The 23,643-nt window shown below is 72.3% G+C and carries 22 protein-coding genes; 11 read left to right on the top strand and 11 right to left on the bottom strand.

Going from position 1 to position 23,643, the window contains the following annotated elements; genetic code table 11:
* Positions 1 to 9 precede the first annotated feature (9 nt).
* Positions 10 to 1,047: a uroporphyrinogen decarboxylase gene (gene hemE / locus PKF00_RS31220; RefSeq protein WP_271221270.1), complete on the top strand. Its 1,038-nt coding sequence runs from the start codon at positions 10 to 12 to the stop codon at positions 1,045 to 1,047.
* 95 nt (positions 1,048 to 1,142) lie between these two features.
* Here the strand turns inward: hemE and PKF00_RS31215 are convergent, their stop codons facing one another.
* Positions 1,143 to 2,246, bottom strand: coding sequence for a DUF4349 domain-containing protein (locus PKF00_RS31215; protein ID WP_271221269.1), 1,104 nt, complete (start codon positions 2,244 to 2,246; stop codon positions 1,143 to 1,145).
* 160 nt (positions 2,247 to 2,406) lie between these two features.
* Between PKF00_RS31215 and hemG the strand changes: the two genes are divergently transcribed.
* From hemG to PKF00_RS31200, 3 genes are all read left to right on the top strand, one after another.
* On the top strand, positions 2,407 to 3,849 hold the full coding sequence (gene hemG / locus PKF00_RS31210) for a protoporphyrinogen oxidase (protein WP_271221268.1): 1,443 nt from the start codon (positions 2,407 to 2,409) through the stop codon (positions 3,847 to 3,849).
* Positions 3,850 to 3,911: 62 nt separating this feature from the next.
* Positions 3,912 to 4,553: a hydrogen peroxide-dependent heme synthase gene (gene hemQ, locus PKF00_RS31205; RefSeq protein WP_271221313.1), complete on the top strand. Its 642-nt coding sequence runs from the start codon at positions 3,912 to 3,914 to the stop codon at positions 4,551 to 4,553.
* A gap of 257 nt (positions 4,554 to 4,810) precedes the next feature.
* Complete coding sequence (locus tag PKF00_RS31200; protein WP_271221267.1) at positions 4,811 to 5,437, top strand: beta/alpha barrel domain-containing protein; 627 nt, start codon at positions 4,811 to 4,813, stop codon at positions 5,435 to 5,437.
* Between the two features lie 437 nt (positions 5,438 to 5,874).
* Here PKF00_RS31200 and msrB read toward each other — a convergent pair whose 3' ends face one another.
* Complete coding sequence (gene msrB / locus PKF00_RS31195; protein WP_271221266.1) at positions 5,875 to 6,276, bottom strand: peptide-methionine (R)-S-oxide reductase MsrB; 402 nt, start codon at positions 6,274 to 6,276, stop codon at positions 5,875 to 5,877.
* A gap of 481 nt (positions 6,277 to 6,757) precedes the next feature.
* Here msrB and ligD point away from each other — a divergent pair, with 481 nt between their 5' ends.
* Complete coding sequence (ligD, locus tag PKF00_RS31190) at positions 6,758 to 7,765, top strand: non-homologous end-joining DNA ligase (RefSeq protein ID WP_271221265.1); 1,008 nt, start codon at positions 6,758 to 6,760, stop codon at positions 7,763 to 7,765.
* On the opposite strand, the gene PKF00_RS31185 is transcribed toward ligD, so the two are convergent.
* From PKF00_RS31185 to PKF00_RS31170, 4 genes are all read right to left on the bottom strand, one after another.
* Positions 7,729 to 9,159 (bottom strand): FAD/NAD(P)-binding protein, encoded by a 1,431-nt coding sequence (locus tag PKF00_RS31185; protein ID WP_271221264.1) that lies wholly within the window; start codon positions 9,157 to 9,159, stop codon positions 7,729 to 7,731. The two genes, ligD and PKF00_RS31185, sit on opposite strands and share 37 nt — an antisense overlap.
* Positions 9,160 to 9,333: 174 nt before the next feature.
* Positions 9,334 to 9,711: a hypothetical protein gene (locus PKF00_RS31180; protein ID WP_271221263.1), complete on the bottom strand. Its 378-nt coding sequence runs from the start codon at positions 9,709 to 9,711 to the stop codon at positions 9,334 to 9,336.
* Between the two features lie 72 nt (positions 9,712 to 9,783).
* A complete protein-coding gene (locus PKF00_RS31175; protein WP_271221262.1) occupies positions 9,784 to 10,821 on the bottom strand; it encodes an ATP-dependent DNA ligase in 1,038 nt (345 codons plus the stop codon).
* Between the two features lie 40 nt (positions 10,822 to 10,861).
* On the bottom strand, positions 10,862 to 11,584 hold the full coding sequence (locus tag PKF00_RS31170) for a pyrimidine reductase family protein (RefSeq protein ID WP_271221261.1): 723 nt from the start codon (positions 11,582 to 11,584) through the stop codon (positions 10,862 to 10,864).
* 320 nt (positions 11,585 to 11,904) lie between these two features.
* Between PKF00_RS31170 and PKF00_RS31165 the strand changes: the two genes are divergently transcribed.
* A complete protein-coding gene (locus PKF00_RS31165) occupies positions 11,905 to 12,309 on the top strand; it encodes a hypothetical protein (RefSeq protein WP_271221260.1) in 405 nt (134 codons plus the stop codon).
* A gap of 2 nt (positions 12,310 to 12,311) precedes the next feature.
* Here PKF00_RS31165 and glgX read toward each other — a convergent pair whose 3' ends face one another.
* Together glgX and PKF00_RS31155 are read right to left on the bottom strand one after the other, a co-directional pair.
* Entirely contained in the window at positions 12,312 to 14,429 is a 2,118-nt protein-coding gene (glgX, locus tag PKF00_RS31160) for a glycogen debranching protein GlgX (protein ID WP_271221259.1), read from the bottom strand.
* Between the two features lie 615 nt (positions 14,430 to 15,044).
* Positions 15,045 to 15,473 (bottom strand): OsmC family peroxiredoxin, encoded by a 429-nt coding sequence (locus PKF00_RS31155; protein WP_271221258.1) that lies wholly within the window; start codon positions 15,471 to 15,473, stop codon positions 15,045 to 15,047.
* Between the two features lie 246 nt (positions 15,474 to 15,719).
* Between PKF00_RS31155 and PKF00_RS31150 the strand changes: the two genes are divergently transcribed.
* Together PKF00_RS31150 and PKF00_RS31145 are read left to right on the top strand one after the other, a co-directional pair.
* The gene (locus PKF00_RS31150) at positions 15,720 to 16,250 is read left to right on the top strand and encodes an RNA polymerase sigma factor (protein WP_271221257.1); all 531 of its coding nucleotides are present in this window, start codon (positions 15,720 to 15,722) and stop codon (positions 16,248 to 16,250) included.
* Entirely contained in the window at positions 16,247 to 17,368 is a 1,122-nt protein-coding gene (locus tag PKF00_RS31145; RefSeq protein ID WP_271221256.1) for a hypothetical protein, read from the top strand. The genes PKF00_RS31150 and PKF00_RS31145 overlap by 4 nt, the downstream gene beginning before the upstream one ends.
* Before the next feature lie 204 nt (positions 17,369 to 17,572).
* Here PKF00_RS31145 and PKF00_RS31140 read toward each other — a convergent pair whose 3' ends face one another.
* The gene (locus tag PKF00_RS31140; RefSeq protein ID WP_271221255.1) at positions 17,573 to 18,163 is read right to left on the bottom strand and encodes a hypothetical protein; all 591 of its coding nucleotides are present in this window, start codon (positions 18,161 to 18,163) and stop codon (positions 17,573 to 17,575) included.
* Between the two features lie 215 nt (positions 18,164 to 18,378).
* On the opposite strand from PKF00_RS31140, the gene PKF00_RS31135 reads away from it, so the two are divergent.
* A complete protein-coding gene (locus PKF00_RS31135; protein WP_271221254.1) occupies positions 18,379 to 18,978 on the top strand; it encodes a hypothetical protein in 600 nt (199 codons plus the stop codon).
* Here PKF00_RS31135 and PKF00_RS31130 read toward each other — a convergent pair.
* Positions 18,971 to 20,590, bottom strand: a complete 1,620-nt coding sequence (locus tag PKF00_RS31130; RefSeq protein WP_271221253.1) for an isovaleryl-CoA dehydrogenase — start codon at positions 20,588 to 20,590, stop codon at positions 18,971 to 18,973. The genes PKF00_RS31135 and PKF00_RS31130 overlap by 8 nt on opposite strands.
* A gap of 97 nt (positions 20,591 to 20,687) precedes the next feature.
* Complete coding sequence (locus PKF00_RS31125) at positions 20,688 to 22,136, bottom strand: ankyrin repeat domain-containing protein (protein ID WP_271221252.1); 1,449 nt, start codon at positions 22,134 to 22,136, stop codon at positions 20,688 to 20,690.
* Between the two features lie 153 nt (positions 22,137 to 22,289).
* Here PKF00_RS31125 and PKF00_RS31120 point away from each other — a divergent pair, with 153 nt between their 5' ends.
* Entirely contained in the window at positions 22,290 to 22,994 is a 705-nt protein-coding gene (locus tag PKF00_RS31120) for a DUF1707 SHOCT-like domain-containing protein (protein ID WP_271221251.1), read from the top strand.
* Positions 22,995 to 23,145: 151 nt separating this feature from the next.
* Entirely contained in the window at positions 23,146 to 23,643 is a 498-nt protein-coding gene (locus PKF00_RS31115; protein ID WP_271221250.1) for a SigE family RNA polymerase sigma factor, read from the top strand.

The following is a 23,643-nucleotide window of genomic DNA, read 5'->3' as shown; positions in this document are numbered from 1 at the left end:
CCTGGTGGAGTGACTCCCGAGCTTGCCGACTCTCCGTTCCTGCGCGCCTGCCGCCGCCAGCCCGTCTCCCGCACGCCCGTGTGGTTCATGCGCCAGGCAGGCCGCTCGCTGCCCGAGTACCGGGCCGTGCGCGGAGGGGTGCCCATGCTCACCGCGTGCGCCACCCCGGACCTGATCGTGGAGATCACGATGCAGCCGGTGCGCCGTTACGGCGTCGACGCGGCCATCTTCTTCAGCGACATCGTGGTGCCGCTGAAGGCGATCGGGATCGACCTCGACATCAAGCCCGGCGTCGGCCCCGTGGTCGCGGAGCCGATCAGGGACGCCGCCGCGATCGGCACGCTCCGCCCGATCGAGCCGGACGACGTCTCCTACGTCACGCAGGCCGTCCGCGCCCTGACCGCCGAGCTGGGCGCGACCCCTCTCATCGGCTTCGCGGGCGCGCCCTTCACCCTGGCCTCCTACCTCATCGAGGGCGGCCCCTCGAAGAACCACGACCACACCAAGGCCATGATGTACGGCCGGCCGCAGCTGTGGCACGCCCTGATGGAGCGGCTGACCGAGATCACCCTGGGCTTCCTGCGCATCCAGATCGCCGCCGGCGCCTCTGCCGTCCAGCTCTTCGACTCGTGGGTCGGCGCCGTCGCCCCCGAGGACTACCGAGAGTTCGTCATGCCGTACACCAGCCGCATCTTCGCCGGCCTGGCCGACCTGGACGTCCCGCGCATCCACTTCGGGGTCGGCACCGGCGAGCTGCTCGGCCTGCTCGGCGAGGCGGGCGCGGACGTCGTCGGCGTCGACTGGCGGGTCCCGCTCGACGAGGCCGTCCGGCGGGTCGGGCCGGGCAAGGCGTTGCAGGGCAACCTCGACCCGGCGCTCCTGCTCGCCCCGTGGGAGGTCGTCGAGCGCAGGGCCGCCGACATCCTGGCCCGCGGCTCCAAGGCGGAGGGCCACATCTTCAACCTCGGCCACGGGGTGCTGCCCGCGACCGACCCCGACCAGCTCGCCCGCCTCACGGACTTCGTGCACGAGACCTCGGCCCGCTGAGGGTTCCGAGCCCGGCGGGCGGCGGCCTCCCGGAAGGAGCCGGGCCGGGCCTCCGGAAGGGGCCCGGCGGGACGGGGATCCCGGAAGGGCTCGGTTCAGGCCGGGGGAGCCACGGCGGGGCCGTCCGCCTCTCCGTCGGCGGGCCCTCCCTCAGGGGCGGCCGTGCCCCGGGGGCCGGTTTCCCGGGCGTGGCCGGTCGTGGTGTCCCGACGGGCGCTCTCCTCCGGGGCGGCGACCTCGCCCGGGGCCGCCTGACCGGCCTGACCCGGACCGGCCGTCACCGGAGCCGACGCCGCTGCTGAGGCCCTGCCCCTCCTGGCGCGGCGGCGCGCGAAGACGACCAGCGGCCAGACCAGGACGACCGGGACCAGCCAGGGCAGCAGCGCGCCTAGGACCGTCAGGCCGATCTTGAGGGCGGTGACGAGGGACCCCCAGCCCGCGCGCAGGCCGCCGAGGAACCCCGCGGGCTCGTCCTCGGGCTCTTCGACCGTGACCTCGGGGCCGACCAGGCTGAGGGTCAGCGTCGCCATGCTCGTCTGCGAGGCGAGAGTCTTCTGCCGGGCCTGGAGCGCCTCCAGGTCCGCCTCGCGCGCGGAGACCTCCCGTTCGACGTCCAGCACCTCGCCGATCGTGTTGGCCTTCTTCAGCAGCGTGCGCAGCGAGTCGAGCGCCGCCCGCGACGATCTGAGGCGGCTCTCGACGTCGGCCACCTGCTCGGTGACGTCCTCGGTGTTCTGCCGCAGCGACTCGCGCTTGCCCAGCTCCCTGCCCAGGCGGTCCAGCACGCCCGGATAGGCCGCGGGCGGGATCTTGAAGGTCAGGTTGACGGAGGCGCTGTCGCCCGAGCGGGTGTCCGACTTCTCGGTGGCCAGGTGGCCGCCCACGGAGGCGACGATCCGCCGCGCCGTCTCCGCCGCCGTCATGACGTCCTTGGCGCGGACCGTCATGTCGGCCGTGTAGATGATCGACCGATCCTGGGAGACCAGCTTCACCTGCTCGCTCTTCGGCTGTTCGGCCCGCGGCTTGCGGGCGCGCCCCGACGGGGCCTCGTCGGCGGCCTGCCCCGCCTCCTGCTCGACCGGCGCCATGGCGGGGGCGGCGCCTCCCGAGTCGGACATCGACTGGCTCCCCGCCCCCGCGCAGGACGACACGAACAACGCGATGCCCGCCACGCACAGGCCGTACCTGAGTCTTCTCATGAACCTGAAGACGGCCGCCCCGGCGGCTGGGTTTGAAAGCGGGGGTCACGATGGAATCACGTTCTGCGCGCCGCCCGATCCCGGGGCGGCGAGGCGCGCCGCAGGGTGTCGGGGTGGCGGGCCGCACGGGCGGGCATGGGGGGCGGTACGGTCAGGAGTCATGGAAGGCAACCGGTGCCATGTGGTGGTCGTCGGCGGGGGGATAGCGGGCCTGGCGGCCGCGTGGTACCTCAGGCGGGGCGGCGAGGGCGTCCGGGTGACCGTGCTCGACGGCGCCCGGCGGATCGGCGGCAAGCTCCACGCCTCCGAGGTGGCGGGCATCCCGGTCGACGCCGGAGCCGAGGCCATGCTCGCGCGGCGTCCCGAGGGCAAGGACCTGGCCAGGATGGTCGGCCTCGGCGACGAGCTGCGCCTGCCCGGCACCACCCGAGCGGGCATCCTGAGCAGGGGAACGCTGCGGCCCATGCCCGGAGGGCAGGTCATGGGGGTCCCCTCCGACCTGGCCGCGCTGGCCAGGTCCGGCATCCTCAGCCCGGCAGGCCTCGCGCGCGTCCCGCTGGACCAGATCCTGCCCGCCACGCTCGTCACCACCGACGTGTCCGTGGCCGCCTACATCCGGGCGAGGATGGGCGAGGAGGTGGTCGAGCGCCTGATCGAGCCGATGCTCGGCGGCGTCTACGCCGGGCGGGCGGACAGGCTGTCGCTTGACGCGACGATGCCCGGGATCGCCGCGGCGGCGCGTTCCGAGCGGTCGCTGCTCACCGCCGCGAGGGAGATCGTCGCCGACTCGCCCAAGGACGCGGGGCCCGTCTTCACCACGCTGCGCCAGGGCATGGGGTCCCTGCCGAGCGCCGTGGCCGCCGCCTCGGGCGCGGAGATCAGGACTGGCGTCACCGTCAGGGAGCTGAGCCGTACGGAGACGGGCTGGCGTCTGGTGACCGGCCCCGTGCCCGACCCCGAGATCATCGAGGCCGACGCGGTCGTCCTGGCCGTGCCCGCTCCCGCCGCGAGCCGCCTGCTCGCGAACGAGGTGCCCGGAGCGGCCGCCGAGCTGGCCAGGATCGAGTACGCCAGCATGGCCATCGTCACGCTCGCCTATCCCAGGGAGGCCTTCCCCAAGCCGCCGACCGGCAGCGGCTACCTGGTCCCGCCCGTCGAGCGACGCCCGGTCAAGGCCGCCACGTTCAGCTCGGTCAAGTGGCCGCACCTGGTGGAGGCCGACCCCGACCTGATCGTGTTGCGCTGCTCACTCGGCAGGCTCGGCGAGGAGGCGCTGCTCCAGCGCGAGGACTCCGAGCTCGTCGCGCTGGCGACGGCCGAGATGGCCGACGTCATGGGCGTGCACGGGCCGCCCCGCGACTCCCGGGTGACCCGCTGGGGCGGCTCCCTGCCCCAGTACGACGTGGGCCATCTCGACCGGGTGGCCCGCATCCGCGCCGCCGTCGCCCCGCAGCCGGGGCTGGCCGTGTGCGGGGCCGCCTACGACGGCCTCGGCATCCCCGCCTGCGTCTCCACCGCCCGCACCGCGGCGGCCCGGATTCTGGACCACCTGGATCCCACAGGAGAATGGCAGAGAAAAGACGATTTGCTGACGAAGGGGTGAGGACGACGGACGGGAACCCGCGGCCGAAGGCACGCGACCTGAACCAGGTGATCCGCTACACGATGTGGTCGGTCTTCAGACTGCGCGAGCGTTGCCCGGCCAACCGCGAGGGCATGGCCGACGAGGTCGAGGACCTCCTGGCCCAGGCCGCGGAGAAGGACGTGGTCACCCGCGGTCTCTACGACGTGGCCGGATTCCGCGCGGACGCCGACTTCATGTTCTGGTGGCACGCCCCGACGGCCGAGGACCTGCAGGAGACCTACTCCCGCTTCCGCCGCACCGAGCTGGGGCGGCTGGCCGAGCCGGTCTGGTCGGTCATGGCGCTGCACCGCCCCGCCGAGTTCAACAAGTCGCACATCCCCGCCTTCCTCGCCGAGGAGGAGCCGCGCGGATACGTCAGCGTCTACCCCTTCGTCCGCTCCCTGGAGTGGTACCTCCTGGACGACGCCGACCGCCGCCGCATGCTCGCCGAGCACGGCAGGATGGCCCGCGACTACCCGGACGTCAGGGCGAACACCGTCGCCTGCTTCGCCCTGAACGACTACGAGTGGATGCTCGCCTTCGAGGCCGACGAGTTGCACCGCATCGTCGACCTCATGCGCACCCTGCGGGGCGCGGAGGCCAGGCGGCACACCCGGGAGGAGATCCCCTTCTACACGGGCGTCCGCAAGCCGGTCAGCGAGCTGATCGCCTCGCTGCCGTAGTCCTTTCGCGCGTGGCGCGGGCGGCGGGTCCGAGCGTGTGTCCCGCCGTGGCGGACCCGGTGTCCGCGCGGCGGGAGCGCCGCTCCCGCCGGTCTTCGCGGGCCGGTCCTCCAGGGTGACGAGCCTGTCTGCGACGTCCTCTGTGACGTCTTCTGTGACGGGTGGGACGCCGGAGGCGGCGACGCCCGGGCCGGTCTAGGGAAACGTTCGCGATCGTGTGAAGCGTTTGTAATACTCGGGGAAAATCACCTGTCGATGTGAGGCTGAGGGTGGAGACGGGCGAGGGGCTGGCACGATCCATCAGGCGGGCGGGCAGTCGCAGAAGGCGGGCCAGGACACGTCTTCTCGAGGTCCTGGTGGGGGTGGCCGCGCTGGCGGTCGCGCTGCTGGTGCTGGGCGGGTCGCTGTTCCGGACGGGAGCGCCGACGCAGCAGCAGGAGGTGGCGCAGGCGGTCGTGCCCGTGCCTCTGGCCGCGGCCGCCGAAGGGGGCACGGAGGGGAACACGGCTCTGGACGCGCAGACCGCGCCCGAGAAGGGCAAGCGGGGAGACGAGGCGAAGGCCTCGGGGCTGTCCAAGCACACCGACAGGAAGGCGCTGGCCTACTTCGTGGGCCGCAAGGCGACCAAGCGGCTCAAGGACATCCGCATAGTCGGCGGCTATCTACGGATATACACGGACCTTCCGGAGTCCGCGAGCAACTCCAAGCAGGCTCTCAAGCTGTGTGAGACGGGCCGCGACTATCTCATCGGAGAGCTCGGCGAGCCTCATCCCGTGGTGTTCGTCCAGGCGAGGTTCGGAGAGAACGGCAACCCCGTCCTGGCCAACATCCTCGGCCGCGGCGACTCCGACTGCCGCCTCACCTATCCGAAACAGGGAAAGTAGCCGGTTCTGGAAGACCGGCGGGGAAACCCGGTCAGGTGCGGCCGATCCCGTGCGCGCGGGGCGCTCGAGCGCGCAGGCCTGGAGGCGGTCGAGTCTCTCGGCTAGGAAAAGGCGAAGGCGACATCCTGGCCGGAGGCGGGCCGGATCAGAGCACCCTGACCCTGGTCTTGCCGCAGACTCTGCAGCGCTGGGTGATCACCCGGCCGACCGCCTCGATGATCTCCCACCTGTGCCGGAGGTGCACGGCCGCTCCCTGAGCAAGAACACGTTGCGGAGACACTCGCGTACTGCGCGTGATGTCGCTTTACCCCGCGGCCGGGCGTCCTCACTCCTCCGTGAGGCGGATTGTCACTCCCGCGCCGCGTGTCGCGGCGCGGATCGCCCGGCGCGGATCGATCAGGGGGCCCGGCGGGGCCGGGGTGCTCGGGGCCGTTCGTCTACTCGGTCGGCTCCAGTCGCAGGGACACGGAGTTGATGCAGTAACGGTCGTCCGTGGGGGTGCCGTAGCCCTCGCCGTGGAAGACGTGGCCGAGGTGGGAGTCACAGGTGGCGCACCGCACCTCGACCCTGACCATGCCCAGCGAGCGGTCCTCGATCAGGGTCACCGCGTCGGACTCCGACGGCTCGTAGAAGCTCGGCCAGCCGCAGTGGCTGTCGAACTTGGTGTCGGAGCGGAACAGTTCGGCGCCGCAGGCCCGGCAGCTGTAGACGCCCTCGGTCTTGGTGTCGACGTACTCACCGGTGAAGGCGCGCTCGGTGCCCGCCTGGCGGAGGACGTGGAACTCCTCGGGAGAGAGCTGGACGCGCCATTCGGCGTCGCTCTTGACCACCTTTTCCATGACTCAAGCCTATGCGCTCACGGTGGCGTCCTCCGGCGTCGCCGGGGGTTTCGGTCGCCGCCGGAGATCCCCGCGCGGGCCCGGTCTCCGTGACACGGCCCTGGGGGGCCGAACGGGCGACCGTCCCGGCGGGCGCGGATCCGGCCCGGCGCGGCACGCGTCGACGTCGTGAGCCGGTCGGCTGGTAAAAATCTTGAGGGCGAAGCATCCATTGATGCCCGTTTTGACGTCTTTACATACGTGGGGGGTGTTTCGCCTTCCTGTTGAGGGTGAGATCATCTGTCGGCCGTCCAAGGATCAACTGGACGGTTGCAAACGCCGCCGGCCGGGTGGCGCGCCAGCGCCCGGAACCGGAGAGCTAGACGGGTGATCATGCGGTCCGTCCCGTTGAGTGCCCGGTCCCGCCGCCGTGGCGGCTCCGGGGCGGACCCACCCACACGGTTCCGCCGCGGACAGGTCCGGCAGGGGTACGGTCGGACGTATGGCGTCGCCGTATACAGAACTCACGGTCGGGGACAGAGTGGTCAAGGTCACCAATCCCGACAAGATCTACTTTCCTGAGATCGGAGTGACCAAGCGCGAGCTGGTCGAGTACTACGTGAGCGTGGGGGACGGCATCCTGCGCGCGCTGTACGACCGTCCCGCCCATCTCCGGCGTTACCCCGACGGGATCGAGGGGGAGGAGATCTACCAGAAGCGCATGCCCGCCAAGCGGCCCGAGTGGGTGCGGACGGCCACGGTCCGCTTTCCCAGCGGCCGCACCGCCGACGCGCTCAACGTGACCGAGATCGCCGCCGTCGCCTACTGCGCGAATCTGGGGACCATCGACTTCCACCCCTGGCAGGTCCGCTCCTCCGACGTCGAGCACCCCGACGAGCTGCGCGTCGACATCGACCCGCAGCCGGGGACCGGCTTCAAGGAGGCGCGGGAGGTGGCCTTCGTGGTCCGCGAGCTCCTCCAGGAGCTCGGCATGACGGGCTTCCCCAAGACCTCGGGAGGGCGGGGCATCCACGTCGCCGTCCGGATCGAGCCGCGCTGGGACTTCATCCAGGTGCGTCACGCGGGGATCGCCTTCGCCAGGGAGGTCGAGCGCCGCGTGCCCCATCTGGCGACCACCGCGTGGTGGAAGGAGGAGCGAGGGGAGCGGATCTTCCTCGACTACAACCAGAACGCCCGCGACCGGACCCTGGCCGCCGCCTACTCGGTGCGGGCCAAGCCGAACGCCCCTGTCTCGACCCCCGTCGCCTGGGACGAGCTGGCGGACGTCGACCCGCGCGACTTCGACATCCGTACGGTCCCCGCCCGGTTCGCCGCGCTGGGCGACGTGCACGCCGCGATCGACGAGCGGGCCTTCTCGATCGAGCCCCTGCTGGAGCGCTTCGAGCGCGAGGGGGCCGAGGACCTGCCCTATCCGCCGAACTACCCGAAGATGCCCGGCGAGCCGAAGCGGGTTCAGCCCAGCAAGGCGCGCGACGCGGCGGACGGGTAGCGGCCGTCGCCCCGCTCGAGGGGAGCGGGAGCGCCGGAGGCGATCACCTCGACGAGACGCGGGGCCAGGGCGGCGGCCTGCGCGCGGATCTCCGGGATGGCGGTGGTCTCGTACCGTTTCCCGCGAAGCGGCGGCCCCAGCGTGAAGATCCGGGGGTTCGGCCGCCCCGAGGCGTCCAGGACCGATCCGCCGGCGTCGGCGTCCAGGCCGAGCCGCAGCGGGTCGGGCCTGGCGAGGCCGTCGGCGAACAGGCGGGCCAGGAAGGGGTCGCGCGTGACGGAGGCGGGGCCGGTGCCGTTGACCAGCCAGCCGACGTGGAGTTCCCCGACGGCGTCCTCGCCGCCCACCCGGACGGCCAGGCCGCCGGGGCCGGGCGCGGCGGCGCTCACCTGGCCGCGAAGCACCCGCAGGCGGCCCGTGGCCCGCAGTTCCGCGACGCGGGAGGCGGTCGCGGGAGGAATCCGGTGCCGGTGGACCTCCCAGTAGCGGGCCGCGAGGTTCAGGAACCGCCGCTGGTCGTCGACGCTGAGCCGCGCCCACAGATCGGGGACGCGCGGTCGCAGGCCGTCGACCACGCCGCGCCAGTCGCCGCCGTTGTCCCTGACGGCGGCGCGGACGTCGCGCAGCAGGCCGGCGAGCCGCAGCGGGCCGTCCGCCAGCGGGACGTCGACGGGAGGCGGGAAGGGACATCGGTGCCGCCGGGGCAGCAGGCCGCGCCGTGACACCGCGTAGACCGTCGTCTCCGGAAAGGCGCGTGTCACGGTGACCGCGATGTCCACCATGGTCAGGCCGGTGCCCATCACGAGCACCGCCGCGCCGTCGCCGATCCCGGCCAGCGCGCCCGGCGCCCAGGGGTCGGCGACGTAACGGGTTTCCGCCCCGTCCGCGAGAGGCGGCCGTGCCGCCGTGGCGGGATTGCCCGTGGCCAGCACGACGGCGTCGGCGTCGATCTCCCGTCCGTCCGCCAGGCGAACCCGCACGGGGCGGTCATGCCCCCGCTGGGTGAGGGCGCGCACCGTGCCGGTCACCCGGGTCACCCGCCGGCCCGGCGACGCCTGGGCCTGAGCGGTCTCCAGGACGTGACGCAGGTAGCGTCCGTAGGCCTCGCGTGGCAGGAAGTCGGAGCCGGTCGCCTCCAGCCCGTTCTCGCGGGCCCACCTCAGCAGATGGCCGGGGTCGTCCTCCAGCGCGCTCATCCTGTCGGCGCGGGCGTTGAGGAGGTGGTGCGGATCCGTCGTGGAGTACGCCTGCCCCGTCGCATGCCGCCCGTGCTGATCGATCAGCGCCACCTCCAGCGCCGTCCCGCACGTCCGCGCGCGGCGGAGCAGATGAACCGCCGTCAGAGCGCCACTGGCGCCGCCGCCCACGACGGCGACCGTTGAAGAACCCGACACCCGGCCCATAATAATCTACTATTCCTACAGATTAAATAGGTAATTTGGGCGTGGCGTGGTGGTCCGGCCCGTTTCGCGGCCGTGGTCGCCGAGGCACGTTCGCCGGCTGCTCCCCGCCGGCTCGGTTCGGGGCCGAGGGGCCGTGCGTCCTCCCGGCGGGGGAGCGCCGGAGGGTCAGTCGTGCCGGTTGGGCTGGTCGGACCTGTTGCCGTTGAAGGTGGCGTTCACCCCGACGATCCCGATCCACAGGGGCACGAGCACGAACACCAGGGCGGTGCCCAGGTCGGCGAAGGCCAGTCCCACCGTGCCCGGCACGCCGAGCGAGAGGGAGATGATCGCCAGGGCCAGCCGCTGGCCCGCGTCGGCGGGCTTGGCCGCAGGGCTGTTCCTGCCCGTGCGGGCGGCCACGCGCTCGTCGACCCGCCTGTCGATCTCATGGTTCATCTTCTCCAGGAAACCCTCGACGAGGGAGTCTTCGAATTCGGGGCCGAGCTCGCGGCGGGCCTCGACGGCGGCTCGAAGCTCGTCGTCGGGGGAGGGTGATCGTCCCATGGACGAGATATATCGCCCCTGGAGCCCCATGTCCACGCGAACGCCGCTTCCGGCGCGCGTGCGAACGCCGCCTCAGTGGGCCAGGATGTCGTCCAGGGCGTAGGAGACGGGCCGCTCCAGCTGCTCGTAGGTGCACGACTCGGGAGCGCGGTCGGGGCGCCAGCGGCGGAACTGGGCGGTGTGCCGGAACCTCAGGCCCTCCATGTGGTCGTAGGCCACCTCGATCACCAGCTCGGGGCGCAGGGGCACGAAGGACAGGTCCTTGGTCGCGCTCCACTTCGAGATCGCGCCGGGCAGCGACTCGGCGGTCCAGGGGTGGCCGTCCTCGCTCACGTACGGCGCGAGCTCCCCGATCAGATCCGCCCTGCGCTTCATGGGGAACGACGCCGCGACGCCGACGTGGTTGAGCCTGCCCTCCGAGTCGTACAGGCCCAGGAGCAGGGAGCCGACCACCGGGCCCGACTTGTGCTCACGGTAGCCGGCGACCACCGCGTCCGCGGTGCGCTCGTGCTTGACCTTGAACATCACCCGCTTGTCCGGCTGGTACGGCAGCCCGCCGGGCTTGACCACGACGCCGTCCAGCCCCGCGCCCTCGAACGTCTCGAACCACTCGGCCGCCTGCTCCTGCGAGGCGGTCACCGGCGTCAGCCGCACGCCGTGGCCCGCGTCGCCGAAGATCGTCTCCAGCCTCGCGCGGCGCTCGGAGAAGGGGACGTCCATCAGGGAGTCGTCGCCCAGGGCCAGCAGGTCGAAGGCGACGAACGACGCGGGCGTCTGCTCGGCCAGCAGCCTCACCCGGGAGGCCGCGGGATGGATGCGCTGCTGCAGTGCCTCGAAGTCGAGCGTCTGGCCGTCGCGGACCACGATCTCCCCGTCGACCACGACCCGGTCGGGCAGCTCGGCCCGCACGGCCTCGACCAGCTCGGGGAAGTAACGGGTGAACGGCCGCTCGTTGCGGCTGCCGAGGTACACCTCGTCTCCGTCCCGGAAGACGATGCACCGGAAACCATCCCATTTCGGTTCGTACAGCAGGGTGCCGTCCTGGGGCGGCAGACCCTTGACGGGTCTGGCCAGCATCGGCGCGATCGGTGGCTCCAGTGGCAGGTTCATCCCGCTCCTCGGGCGTGCGTCGGAGGTTACCCCGACATGTCTATCGGGTGCCTCTGACATATCTGGTGAACAGGAACCCGTCCTCCTCCATGACGTGGGCCAGGCGCAGAGGAGTGAGCGATTCGGGGCCGTCGAACACCCGCGCGGCGTCGCCCCCGATCAGGAGCGGGCTGACCGTGAGACAGAGCTCGTCGACCAGGCCCGCCGCGGCGAGCTGGGCGTTGACCTTCGGGCCGCCCTCGCACAGCACCCGCCCGAGGCCGCGTCCGGCGAGCTCCCCGACCGCCGCGGCCAGGTCCACCCGGTCGTCCCCGGCCACGATCACCTCGGCGTGCCTGGCGGCCTCCTCGCGCCGGTCGCGGGGCGCGGCGTCGCAGGTGACGACGATCGTCCTGGCGTCCGGCGCGGCCTCGGCGAACAGCGGGCCGGTCAGGTCAAGGTCGAGCCGCCGGGTGAGCACCGCCACCGCGGGCGCGGCGGGGCGTCCCCGCCGCAGCTCGCGCCACGACTCCCTCGGCCTCGCCGGGCCGTACCCCTCGGCCCTGACCGTCGCCGCCCCCGCCAGGATGACGTCGGCCTGTCCGCGCAGCACCCCGAAGACCCGCCGGTCGCCGCTGCCGGACAGGCCTCCGGACAGCCCCTTCAGCCAGGTCCCGCCGTCGGCGCTGGCCACCATGTTGAGCCGGACGCACCGCTCCGCGGGATAGGCGTAGGCGCGCGCGAGATCGACGTCGTCCGAGGCGGTGGGATGAATGAGGCGCATCCTCCTACCTTGGCACAGGCGCACGGGCGGCCCTCCAGGTGTGGAGCTCCGGGGGCTCCCCGAGCCGTCCCGTCGCCCCCCGGCGCGGCACGGAGAGGACGCGGACGGCGTTTCCCGCCCCGCCCGCCCCCGCCCCCGCCCCGGCCCTGTCCCGTCCGCGGCGAGGGGTGAGGGGTGAGGGAGAGCGTTTCCGGTCCCGTCCTCCACTCGCGAGGGGCAGGTGGGAGCGTTCCCGACGCGGACGATAACGGATTCGACGCTTCCGGTGACTTCGGGCGGCTCCCGATACATGATGCGTTCAACGAGACCGGGGAGGCTGTGTGGGGCTGGTCGCGATCGTGACGTGGTTGATCACCGCGGTGCTCGGGGTCTACCTGCTGTACCTGTGGCTCTCCGGCGGAGGCCTGCGCCAGCAGGCGACGAAGGTCACCCGCTTTCCCGCCGCGCTGGTCTTCGCCCATCCCACGCTCGCGGTCTCCGCGCTGGGCTGCTGGATCGCCTACGTGCTCACCCTGGACCGGACCTTCGCCTGGCTGGCGTTCGGGGTGCTCGCGGCGTCCGCGCTGCTGGGCTTCACCATGTTCACCCGCTGGCTGGGCGGGGGCCGTCACGCGCGCGGCGCCGAGCAGCGCTTCCCGCTCGTCGCCGTGGTGCTGCACGGCGTGGCGGGAGTGGCCACCTTCGTCCTGGTGCTGCTCACCGCCGCCGTCGCGAACGGCCTGTAGCCCTACCTTCGCTCGCAGCGCAGGATCCGCACGGAGCGCGAGGTCACCGCGACCTTGGACTCCTGCGACCAGACCTCCTCGGGGGGCGCCGTCCCCTGGCTCTCCTCGGCGGTGTCCAGCACGCTCTGCCAGCGCGTGCCGTACTTCGCGTCGGGGACCGTGAAGGTCATGTCCTCATGGTGGCCGTTGATCAGCAGCAGGAACGAGTCGTCGACGATCGGCTCGCCGCGCGTGCCCGGTTCGGTGATGGCGGAGCCGTTCAGGAAGACGGTCAGGGACTTGGCGTAGCCGGTGTGCCAGTCGGAGGCCGACATCTCCTCGCCCGACGGGGTGAACCAGACGATGTCGCGGGTGCCGTCATCGGCCTTGCGGCCGTGGAAGAACCTGCGCCGCTGGAAGACCGGGTGCGCGCGCCGCAGCTCGGACAGGCTTCTGAGGAAGTCCAGCAGCTCCTTCTCGCTCCCGGCGAGCGACCAGTCGACCCAGGAGATCTCGTTGTCCTGGCAGTAGGCGTTGTTGTTGCCGCCCTGGGTCCTGCCGAACTCGTCGCCCGCCAGCAGCATCGGCACGCCCTGGGAGAGGAACAGCGTGGCCAGGAGGTTGCGGCGCTGGCGTCGGCGCAGACGGGCGATCTCCTGGTCCTGCGTCGGCCCCTCCGCGCCGCAGTTCCACGACCGGTTGTCGTCGGTGCCGTCGCGGTTGTCCTCCCCGTTGGCCTCGTTGTGCTTGCGGTCGTAGGAGACCAGGTCGGTGAGGGTGAACCCGTCGTGGCAGGTGACGAAGTTGATGGAGGCGACGGGGCGGCGTCCCGAGGTGGCGTAGAGGTCGGCGGAACCGGTCAGCCTGGAGGCGAACTCCGGCAGCGCGGAGCCGTTTCCGCGCCAGAAGTCGCGCACGCTGTCGCGGTACTTGCCGTTCCACTCCGTCCACAGCGGCGGGAAGTTGCCGACCTGGTAGCCGCCGGGGCCCACGTCCCACGGCTCGGCGATCAGCTTCGCCTGGGAGATGACCGGGTCCTGCTGGATCAGGTCGAAGAACGCGCTCAGCCGGTCGACGTCGTGCAGCTCGCGGGCGAGGGCCGAGGCCAGGTCGAACCGGAAGCCGTCGACGTGCATCTCCAGGACCCAGTAGCGCAGGGAGTCCATGATGAGCTGCAGCGCGTGCGGCGAACGGACGTTGAGGGAGTTCCCGCAGCCGGTGTAGTCGAGGTAGTAGCGCCGGTCGCCGTCGTGGAGGCGGTAGTAGGCCGCGTTGTCGATGCCGCGGAAGCCCAGCGTCGGCCCCATGTGGTCGCCCTCGGCCGTGTGGTTGTAGACCACGTCGAGGATGACCTCGATCCCGGCGTCGTGCAGCGCCCGCACCATCGCCTTGAACTCCAGCACCTGCTCACCGCGCTGCCCCGAGCTGGAGTAGGCGGCGTGCGGGGCCAGGTAGGCGATCGTGTTGTAGCCCCAGTAGTTCGTCAGCCCGCGGGCGACCATCGCGTGCTCCGGCACGAACTGGTGCACCGGCATCAGCTCGACCGCGGTGACGCCCAGGCTCAGCAGGTGGTCGATGACCGCGGGGTGGGCCAGGCCCGCGTAGGTGCCGCGCTGCTCCGGCGGCACCGCGGGGTGGCGCATGGTGAGCCCGCGCACGTGCGCCTCGTAGATCACGGTCTGGTGGTACGGCGTGCGGGGCGGCCGGTCGTTCCCCCAGTCGAAGAACGGGTTGACCACCACGTTCTTCGGCATGAAGGGGGCGCTGTCGTCGTCGTTGCGGCTGGACGGGTTGGTGAACGGATAGGAGAACAGCGACTCGTTCCACGTCAGGCCGCCCTCGACGGCCTTGGCGTAGGGGTCGAGCAACAGCTTGGAGGGGTTGCACCGGTAGCCGCGGGAGGGGTCGTAGGGGCCGTGCACGCGGTAGCCGTACCGCTGGCCGGGCATGACCCCGGGGAAGTAGCCGTGCCAGACGAATCCGTCGACCTCGGGCAGGTCGACGCGCTCCTCGCGGCCGTCGTCCCCGAAAAGGCAGAGCTCCACCCGCTCGGCGATCTCGGAGAACACCGAGAATCCGGTGCCCACGCCGTCCCAGGTGCCACCGAGTGGATACGGCTCTCCCGGCCAGATTTCGCGCATGTGGCCCTATTCTCCCTCAGTTAGGCCCTCGTGTGCAGGGTGTCGTCGGTCACGTCACCCTGGCGAGCGGGGGAACACGAATGGTCGGACTGGCCCGGCCTCTCCTGCGGGAGCGGCGGGGGATCACGAGATGTGCAGGTCTTCTTCGGCTGTTGCTCGGCTGATCGGTCGCGACCGGGCGGGGCGGCCCTCAGCCTGGGGGACGTGACCGGGGGCACGGCGTGGCCGGGCGCCTCGGTCTCTCGGACGGTCTGCCCGGTAGAGCGGGGTGGCCTGAGTGTATGCGCCGTGGGTCACTGAGTGGAACGCCTGGCCGTAAGGCTTTAACCTGCGCTTTTGTCGCTTTCACCCGAGTCGCTTCGGGCTCTTCCCATCGTCCGGGCCCGCCGCCGGAGGGGCCGCGCAGGTAGGGGATCGGGTGGGGGACAGGGGGAGACGGGGCCGTTCGCGCCGCGCCGCCGCGGCGCCCCGAGGAGGGGCCGTGGGTGGGGGCCGTGGGCGGGGGATGGCGGCGGCGTCGGGAGGGTTCGGGCGCCGCGGAGGGGCGGGGCCCGGTTCACGTGCTCACGCCCGCCCCGGAGTGCCGGGGCGGGCGCGGTCACGCGGTGGCGGTGATCAGCTCACCAGTTCGGCGTTGAGGCTGATCGTGGTGCCCGCGAGCGCCTTGCTCACCGGGCAGTTGGCCTTGGCCGTCTCCGCCGCCTGCTGGAACTCCTCAGCGGACAGGCCCTCGACCTGGCCGCGGACCGAGATGACGATCCCGGTGATGCCCTCGCCGGGCTGGAAGGTCACATCGGCCCTGGTCTCCAGGGACTGCGGCGGGGTGCCCGCCTGGGCCAGGCCGTGCGACAGGGCCATCGAGAAGCAGGAGGAGTGCGCCGCCGCGATGAGCTCCTCCGGCGAGGTCTTGCCGTTGGCCTGCTCGGCCCGGGAGGGCCAGGACACGTCGAACGTGCCCACCCCGGACGAGTTCAGTTCGACGGTGCCCGATCCGGTGAGGAGCGCGCCCTTCCACTGAGTCGTCGCGGTACGTGTCGTCGCCATGGCGATGTCCTTTCGATCACGAAGCGTTAACCATGACCGACCCTACTCGTCGAGATCACGACGCTCATCTTCGGAGCGTCCTTTGGTCCGCGCCCCCGCACGGGCCGGGCCGCCGGGCGGTTGCGGCCCGGCCCCGTCCCCGAGGTGAGTCATGAATGACTTTCCGTGACCGTTCGCATCGGATCTGTAATCCATCCCTTGGTGCTGGACGTAAGAAACATGACGGCAGGTGGGGAAGGGGCGGCCGTGTCGGAGGAGGACGAGGAGAAGTGGTTCGAGTGGATGTTCCGCGCCTTCTACGAACCCGTGTGGGCCTACGCCGCGCGCCGGGTCGGTTGCGGGGGAGCCGACGACATCGCCTCGTCCACCTTCCAGACCGCCTGGCACAAGAGGCACAGGGTCCCGAGGGGCGACGACCGGGCCGTCGTGGCCTGGCTGTACCGCGTGGCCTGGGGCCATGTGAGGAACGCCACGCGCGGCGAGGGGCGCAGGCAGCGCCTCCTGGCGTTGCTGAGGCAGCTGCCGCCCGAGACGCTCGGTGACGGACACGACGAGGAAGAGGTCAGGACCGCGATGGAGACGGCCATGGCGCGCCTGCGCCCCAAGGACGGAGAGATCCTCCGCCTGCACTACTGGGAGGACCTCGCGGTCGACGAGATCGGCAGGGTCCTGGGCCTGACGCCCAACGCGGTCAGGGTGCGGCTGTGCCGGGCCAGGATGCGGCTGGCCGAGCTACTGCGCGGCATGTGCCTGTGGTGCGAGGAGGCGGGCAGGTGAGCGCCGGGGGACGCGACGAGATCCGCGAGCTCATGGCGCGGCACAACCCCGTCCTGCCGCACGAGGTGCGGGAGAAGATGGGCGGGGCGCGGCAGGAGGAGGTCCTGCGGCGGATTCTGCGCGGCGGCCCCCCGCGGCGGCCCCGCGCCAGGAGGCCCGCCTTGGCCGTCGCCGTCCTGGGGGCCGCCGTCGCGGTGACGGTCTCCCAGCAGGTCCCCCAGGGGGCACGGCCGAGACCGCCCGCGGAGGCCGCGCCGGCCGCCCCCGCGGGGCCGGCGAGCCCGCGGATCACCGAGGACCTCGCGAGGATCACGCGCATCTCGAGCACCGAGCCCCTGCGGGACCCTCCGCGTCCCATGGCGTCCTTCCCGCAGGCCGCCCCGGCGCTGCTGGAGCTGGCCGCGCTCGCCGCGAGTCGCCCCCGCCCCGTGACGGGCCCGTGGAGCTACGTCGTGACAGAGGAGTGGCTGCTGGCGGCCAGTGTGGCGCAGGACGGCACGACCTCGCGGATCGTGCCGTGGGTCGTCCGGCGCTGGACTCCGGCGAGCGGCGGGGGGACCTACCTCAGGACGAGGACGGCGGGCAGGCCGTTCGGGGGCGGCGGCTGGGCGGGCGTCTCGACCGGCGCCCCGACCGGCGGGGAGCTCGTCCTTCCCACGCGTGACCGGGCCGCGGGCAGCGTGGCGGACCTGCAGCCCAGGGCGGCGTCGCTGTCGCGCTCCACGTCCGAGCTTCGCGGGCAGTTGCTCGACAGCGAACCGCAGACCGCCATGACGCGGACGCGCCGCCTGGTCAGGGCGGTGGAGAACCTGCACTCCTACGACGTGGTCGAGCCCGCGCTCTCGGCCGCGCTGTGGCGGGTCCTCGCGCCCCAGGACGACCTCAGGTCGCTCGGGCGGATCAGGGACCGCGGCGGCAGGCAGGGTCAGGCCTTCGGGTTCGAGGACGGGCCGCTGCTGGGGGTGTTCGTCGTCAGCTCCACCACGGGGGGCCTGCTGGCGACCGAGCTGATCAGGCTCACCGGGGCGGGCGGCCCGAGGGACTCCCGCCCCGTCGTCGAGGAGTACCGGACCTACGTCACCGGCAGGTGGGTGGACGGCGTGGAGCGGACCTCCTGACCGGGCCAGGACCTTTCGGGCGGACCCTTCGCTGACCGGGAGGGCCTTCACTGACCGGGGAGGGCCTCACTGACCGGGAGGGCCTTTCCCGCCGGGGACGGGGCCTTCCGGTCCGGGCTGGGGCGGGAGCCGGTCCGACGGCGTCCCGCCCGAAGCCCGTGCCCGGTGCGGGCGTTCAGGGGGACGGGGCGTTCAGGGGACCGTTCAGGGGACAGGGCATTCACGCAGGCTGGGATGGGCGTTCACCCAGCGCTGGTCGCCGACGCCGCTCACGTTGCCGTAGCCCCCTTCGCGGGGGAAACAGGTCCCGCCGTCGTTCCTGTTCCTCTTGACGAAGAAAACAAAGGGACGTTCATTCTTGACGGACATGATGATGCCGGTCCCGTTCAGCCTTCTCGTTCCCGGCGCTTTGATGGCCTGCCGCGACCCCTCGAACGCCCGGCGGTCGTAGAGGCACACCGCGTTGTCGAGGACGCCGTCCTCGTCGCAGTCGTGTTCGACGCGTCGGCGGGCGGGGCCGCATGACGGGGGCCGGAACGTGATGACCTCGGCGCCGCCGTCGTAGGAAAGCGTGTCAGGTGGGACGAACCGTCCCTTCGGCGCCCTCGCGAGCTGCTCCGTGATCGCCCGCGCGACATCGGCCCCGCAGCGGGAGGGCGGATCCGCGGTCGAGGTGAGGGGAGGGGCCGCGGTGGAGGGCGGGAGAGGGGCGGGAGCCGGACAGGCGGGGGCGCCGGGCAGGAGCCAGGAGAGGGCTGAACACGCCGTCCCCAGCCCTTTCAGGCCGATTACCATGATTAATCCTTTTGCGTGGAAACTGGCGGCGACCGTGATCCCGGCCGCCTTTCGAGGGCCGAGATTAGACCAGGGAATACGGTGCGCGTCGGCGAGAGATCGCTTTCTTTGCCTCGCCGGATCAATGAATATCCGCGTGTCCGCATGTAATGAACGCCGCCGCGACGGACGTTTACCACCGGAGAACGTTTCTTTGTCAGGACGGAGCGCTTCGGATGAGGACCCCCCCATCGACCCGCACAGGACACCGCGAGCCGCTGCCGCGGGACGGCACACGCGACTGCGGCGTGCTGGAGCGGGTGATCCACCGGCGTTGGTCGGGCCCGCCGCGGCGGGAGCTGGTGGCCGCGGTGGACGAGCTGGCGGGCCTGCCCGTCCACCTGGCGACCCGGCTCGCCGAGGATCTCGACGGGATCTGGCTCGGCGCCGACGTCCTGCCCGAGCCGCCGGAGCCCGACGACTCCTGCGACGCGCGGGTGGCGGCGGACTCGGCCGGGATCCACGTGGGGCGCACGATCGTCATCTCGGGCGGGGCGCACTCCTCGGGCGCGCTGGTCCACCACATGATCGGGCACGTGCTGTGCGACCTGGACGAGATGGACCAGACCCCGGAATGGCGGCGGATCATGAACTTCTGCCGCCCCCTGCTCGCCCTGGACCGCTACCGCGACTGCTCGTCCGAGTGGTGGGCCGAGACCTACGCCCTGTGCGCCAGCCGCAGGGTGGACCGGCTCACCCGGCTGCTGGCCGACGACGTCCAGGCCGCCGCGGCCGTCGCCGCCTACCACCAAAGACGCCACGGATGGGTCAGATGACGGCCCGCTCGACGACGGCGTCGAGATCGAGCCCCGGAGGCAGGGTGCCGAAGGCCCGGCCCGCCTCACCGGAGAGGCGGGAGGCGCAGAAGGCGTCGGCGACGGCGGGGGGAGCCAGCCGTACGAGCAGGGAACCCTGCAGGACGAGGGCCATGTCCTCGGCGATCCTGCGGGCGCGGGTCTCGAGGTCGGCGGGGTCGCCGAGTGAGGCGCGCAGCCGTTCCGCGGCGTCGTCCAGGCGCCGGTCCGCCCCCGCGGCGAGCGCGACCTCGGCGAAGAACGCCTCCAGGGTCTCCGGTTCGCGCCCCAGGGCGCGCAGCACGTCCAGCGCCGCCACGTTCCCCGAGCCCTCCCAGATGCCGTTGAGCGGCGACTCACGCAGCAGCCGGGGCATCTGTGACTCCTCGACGTAGCCGTTGCCGCCCAGGCACTCCAGAGCCTCGGCCGTGTGCGCGGGGGCGCGCTTGCACACCCAGTACTTGCCGACGGCCAGCGCGGTACGGCGCAGCGCGCTCTCCGCGCGGTCTCCGGCCACGGCCCGGTCGGTGGCCCCGGCGAGCCTCGTCATCAGCGTGGTCGCGGCCTCCGACTCCAGGGCCAGGTCCGCCAGGACGTTGCGCATCAGCGGCTGGTCGATCAGTTTCCTGCCGAAGGCGGCGCGGTGCGTCGCGTGGTGCACGGCCCGCGTCACGCCGTACCTCATTCCGGCCGCGGAGCCGATCACGCAGTCGAGACGGGTCAGGTTGACCATCTCCAGGATGGTCCGCACCCCTGCGCCCTCCTCGCCGACCAGCCAGGCGACCGCTCCGTCGTACTCCACCTCGGCGCTGGCGTTCGACCTGTTGCCCAGCTTGTCCTTCAGCCGCATCAGGCGCATGGCGTTGCGGGTCCCGTCGGGCAGGACACGGGGCAGCAGGAAGCACGAAAGGCCTCCCGGCGCCTGGGCGAGCACCAGGAAAACATCGCACATCGGCGCGGAGTTGAACCACTTGTGACCGGTCAGGGCATAGGTCCCGTCGTCGAGCCGTTCGGCTCTCGTGGTGCCCGCGCGGACGTCGGAGCCGCCCTGTTTCTCGGTCATCGCCATCCCGGCGAGCACCCCGCGCTTGCCCGGCGGCGGACGCAGCCCGAAGTCGTAGCTCCTGGACGTCAGCAGGGGCTCCCACTCGGCGGCGAGCGCGGCGTCGTGCCGCAGCGCCGCGACGGAGGCGTAGGTCATGGAGATCGGGCAGCCGTGCCCGGCCTCGACCTGGCTCCAGACGTAGAACCCGGCCGCGCGCGCCACGTGCGCGCCGGGCCTGGCGCTCGACCACGGGGCGGCGTGCAGGCCGTTCTCGACCGCGACGGTCATCAGCTCGTGCCAGGCGGGGTGGAACTCCACCTCGTCGATCCGGTTGCCGTGGCGGTCATGGGTGCGCAGGACCGGTGGGTGCTCGTTGGCCAGCCGTCCCCACTCCCCGGCCTGCTCCGAGCCCGCGAGAGCGCCGAGCCCGCGCAGCTCCCCCGCGGCCCAGCCCGCGCCCTCGCGTGCCACGCCGGACAGGAGCGCGGGGTCGGCGGACACGTCGTGGCCGGTGAGCGGGGGAACCTGGTTGAAGACGTCATGGGTCACGGGCGGCCTCCCGGGGAACCCGGCCGAACTCGTCGCCGGGTTCTGGCGTACACGTCGTCGCTTCTGGCGATTCTCACATGTCCCGCGGTCGGTGCGGCTAGTCCTGCCTGACCAGGTCGCGGACGTAGTCGTCGTCCTCGTCGCTCTCGGCGAGCACCCGCTCGACCCCGCGCGCCGCCCGGGGGTCGCCCCGGGTCAGGAGCCCCCGCGTGGCCTCGGCCACCGTGTTCAGGTCCTCGTCGTCGAGCCGCGCCGCGAGCGCGTCCCGCACCTGCTCGGTGTCCTCCGCCAGCCCCGCCAGGCCCATGGTCGCCCAGTCGCGCACCTCCTCGTCCTGATCCTCCGTCATCGAGACGAGCAGCGCGAGCCCCTCCGCGTGGCCAGGCGGCAGGACGGCGGCCAGCGCGGCCGGATCGGCCTGGGTGCGGCTCCAGCCCTCGGCGGTGACGATCTCGAGCACCTCAGGCAGCGCACGGGGATCGGCGTGGTGGCCGAGCGCGCCGAGCACCGAGCGCAGGACCCGCTCGTCGCCCTCCGTGGCCGCCATCCGCCGCAGGAGCGGCAGCGTCCGCTCGAGGAAGGGCTTGTCGTCGTCGGTGAACCCGAGCTCCGCGAGCACGTCGACGGCGAACTCCCGCTTGCGCGGGTCCTCGTTGACGCACAGTCGCGCCGCGGCCTCGAAGGTCTCCTCGTCCCCGCGCCTGCTCAGCGAGCTCGCCACCGTCCACCAGGTCTCCGCCTCCTCGTCGACGTCCCGGTACGGCAGCGCCCGCTCGACCAGCTCGTCGAAGGGCGGACGCTCGTCGGTCGCCTCCTCCAGCAGGGTCGCGACGGCCGCGTGGCCGCGCTGGCAGCGCAGCTCCGCCAGACGCTCCCCGTCGGCTCCGACGGCGGCGACGGTCACCAGGTCGGTGCCGTCCTCGGCACGGCTGCGGCCCACGACGAACTGGGCTCCCTCGGGGGCCTGGTCGGACAGCTGCTCCAGCAGCGCGCTCTCCAGTTGCGTGCCCAGCCAGTCGTAGGCGACGGCCAGGGGCGTGTCCCCCTCGGCGTCGGCTCGGCGGGGGTCGGCCCCCTGCTCGAGGAGCGCGCGCACCGCGCCCAGCGCCCCGCGCCTGGCGGCCAGGGTGAGCGCGGTCTCACCGCCGTCGTTGGTCTCCTCGGGCCCGGCCCCGGCCGCCAGCAGCTTCCTGAGCGCCTCGGCCCGGCCGTTCGAGGCGGCCCAGAGCAGGGCGGTCCACCCGCCGTTCTCCTGGGCCGTCGGGTCAGCCCCGGCCGCCAGCAGCGCCTCCAGGATCTCGACGTGGCCCAGGGCGGCGGCCGCGCACAGGGGCAGCCCCTCGTCCTCGCCTCCGCTGATCCGGCCCGGGTCGGCCCCGTTGGCCAGCAGCGCGCGCACGATCGCCGTACGGCCTCCGGCGGAGGCCGCGTACAGCGCCGTGGTCTCCGAGGAGTCTCCGGGGTCGGCGCTCGTCCCGCCCTGGAGCAGGCGCTCGGCGCGCTCGGCGTCGTTGAGGGCCACGGCCTGCAGAAGTTCTTCGTACATGAGGGGGACCCTAGCCTGTCCCGGCGCGGTCACGGGGCGGTCACGGGCCCGGGAGCCGGCCCGGGGCGGTCATGTCGTTCCCGCCGGTGTGCACGGTCATGTCCTCCTTACGGAGGACCCACTGCCGGGGCAACTCGCGATATGTTGTGAGTCATGAACGATCCCGGCGCAATACGGGTCTCGGACGCAGAGAGAGAGGCGGCGGTCGAGCGGCTGCGCGTCGCCTCCGTCGAGGGGCGTCTGACGCTCGGAGAGCTGACCGAGCGCACGGAGGCGGCCTACACCGCCGTCACGCAGGCCGAGCTGGCCGTCATCACCTCCGACCTGCCCATGGCGGGCCAGGCCGCCCCCGCTCCGGCGTACGCGCCCGTCCAGGCCCAGCAGCCGCGGGGCGGCAGGGCGAGGCAGTGGTTCGTGGCCGTGATGGGCGACTCGAAGCGCCGGGGCAAGTGGCGGATCGACCAGGGGCTCGGCGCGGTCGCCGTGATGGGCGACGTCGTGCTCGACCTGCGCGAGGCCGAGGTCCGCACCGACGTCGTCGACATCGTCGCGACCTCGGTCATGGGCGACGTGAAGATCATCGTGCCGGACGGCGTCGACGTCGAGATCGACGGCATCACGATCATGGGGGACAAGAAGGTCCAGGTCATCGAGGCCCCTCCCGGCATGAACGTGCCGGTCATCCGGATCAAGGCCTACGTGGTCATGGGCGACCTCAAGGTGATCGGCGACTCCCAGGCCAAACCCATCAAGAAGCCCTGGGCCGCCTGGCGCGAGCAGTGGCGCGAGCTGCGTGGTGAGCTGCGTGGCGAGCCGCGCCCTCCGCTGCCGCCCTCCGACCCGCACCGGTGGCACTGAGGCCGCACCGGCCGGTCGCCGCCTCAGAGGGGCGGGCTTTCCCGACATCGCCGGAGACGACGTCTCCGGCGATGTTTCCGCGGTCGTGCAACGTCCCGTGAGGTCCGAACGGTAGTGGTCGGTGAACATCACCGACCAGTGAGGACTTCGGATGCGAGACCGGGCCGACTTCGAGCGCTACGTCGAGCAGCGTTCGGCCCGTCTGCTGCGTACCGCCTACCTGCTCTGCCGCGACTGGGGGCTGGCGGAGGACCTGCTGCAGACGGCGTTAGCCAAGGCGTGGTTCGCCTGGCGCAGAGTGGGGGACGACCCCGACCCCTACGTCTACCGGATCCTGGCCAACACCCATGCCAGCTGGTGGCGCAGGAGATGGCGGGGGGAGGTGCCGACCGAGGTCCTGCCCGAGCGGGCCACCGCGGATCCGGCCGGCGAGTTCGGCGTCCGCGAGACGGTCCGCGCGGCGCTGACGGCCCTGCCCGCCAGGCAGCGGGCCGTGCTGGTCCTGCGCTACTACGCCGACCTGCCGGACAGGGAGATCGCCAGGGTCCTCGGATGTTCGGAGGCCACCGTGCGCAGTCAGGCCGCCAGGGGCCTGGCCAAGTTGCGCGTCGATCCCGCGGCCAGGGCCGCGACCACCCCGGGGAGCTGA

It is taken from the genome of Streptosporangium carneum (assembly GCF_027922005.1).
GTDB lineage: Bacteria > Actinomycetota > Actinomycetes > Streptosporangiales > Streptosporangiaceae > Streptosporangium > Streptosporangium carneum.
Note: the sequence above shows the minus strand (reverse complement) of the source record. Positions and strands in the feature narration are given on the sequence as shown.

Coding starts and splice junctions, on each gene's coding strand:
- PKF00_RS31155 (WP_271221258.1), bottom strand. CDS start 15,473: ATGGCGACGACACGTACCGCGACGACTCAGTGGAAGGGCGCGCTCCTC.
- PKF00_RS31140 (WP_271221255.1), bottom strand. CDS start 18,163: ATGGTAATCGGCCTGAAAGGGCTGGGGACGGCGTGTTCAGCCCTCTCC.
- PKF00_RS31180 (WP_271221263.1), bottom strand. CDS start 9,711: ATGGGACGATCACCCTCCCCCGACGACGAGCTTCGAGCCGCCGTCGAG.
- PKF00_RS31115 (WP_271221250.1), top strand. CDS start 23,146: ATGCGAGACCGGGCCGACTTCGAGCGCTACGTCGAGCAGCGTTCGGCC.
- PKF00_RS31125 (WP_271221252.1), bottom strand. CDS start 22,136: ATGTACGAAGAACTTCTGCAGGCCGTGGCCCTCAACGACGCCGAGCGC.
- PKF00_RS31135 (WP_271221254.1), top strand. CDS start 18,379: ATGAGGACCCCCCCATCGACCCGCACAGGACACCGCGAGCCGCTGCCG.
- PKF00_RS31215 (WP_271221269.1), bottom strand. CDS start 2,246: ATGAGAAGACTCAGGTACGGCCTGTGCGTGGCGGGCATCGCGTTGTTC.
- PKF00_RS31175 (WP_271221262.1), bottom strand. CDS start 10,821: ATGAACCTGCCACTGGAGCCACCGATCGCGCCGATGCTGGCCAGACCC.
- PKF00_RS31170 (WP_271221261.1), bottom strand. CDS start 11,584: ATGCGCCTCATTCATCCCACCGCCTCGGACGACGTCGATCTCGCGCGC.
- msrB (WP_271221266.1), bottom strand. CDS start 6,276: ATGGAAAAGGTGGTCAAGAGCGACGCCGAATGGCGCGTCCAGCTCTCT.
- hemG (WP_271221268.1), top strand. CDS start 2,407: ATGGAAGGCAACCGGTGCCATGTGGTGGTCGTCGGCGGGGGGATAGCG.
- PKF00_RS31120 (WP_271221251.1), top strand. CDS start 22,290: ATGAACGATCCCGGCGCAATACGGGTCTCGGACGCAGAGAGAGAGGCG.
- hemQ (WP_271221313.1), top strand. CDS start 3,912: ATGTGGTCGGTCTTCAGACTGCGCGAGCGTTGCCCGGCCAACCGCGAG.
- ligD (WP_271221265.1), top strand. CDS start 6,758: ATGGCGTCGCCGTATACAGAACTCACGGTCGGGGACAGAGTGGTCAAG.
- glgX (WP_271221259.1), bottom strand. CDS start 14,429: ATGCGCGAAATCTGGCCGGGAGAGCCGTATCCACTCGGTGGCACCTGG.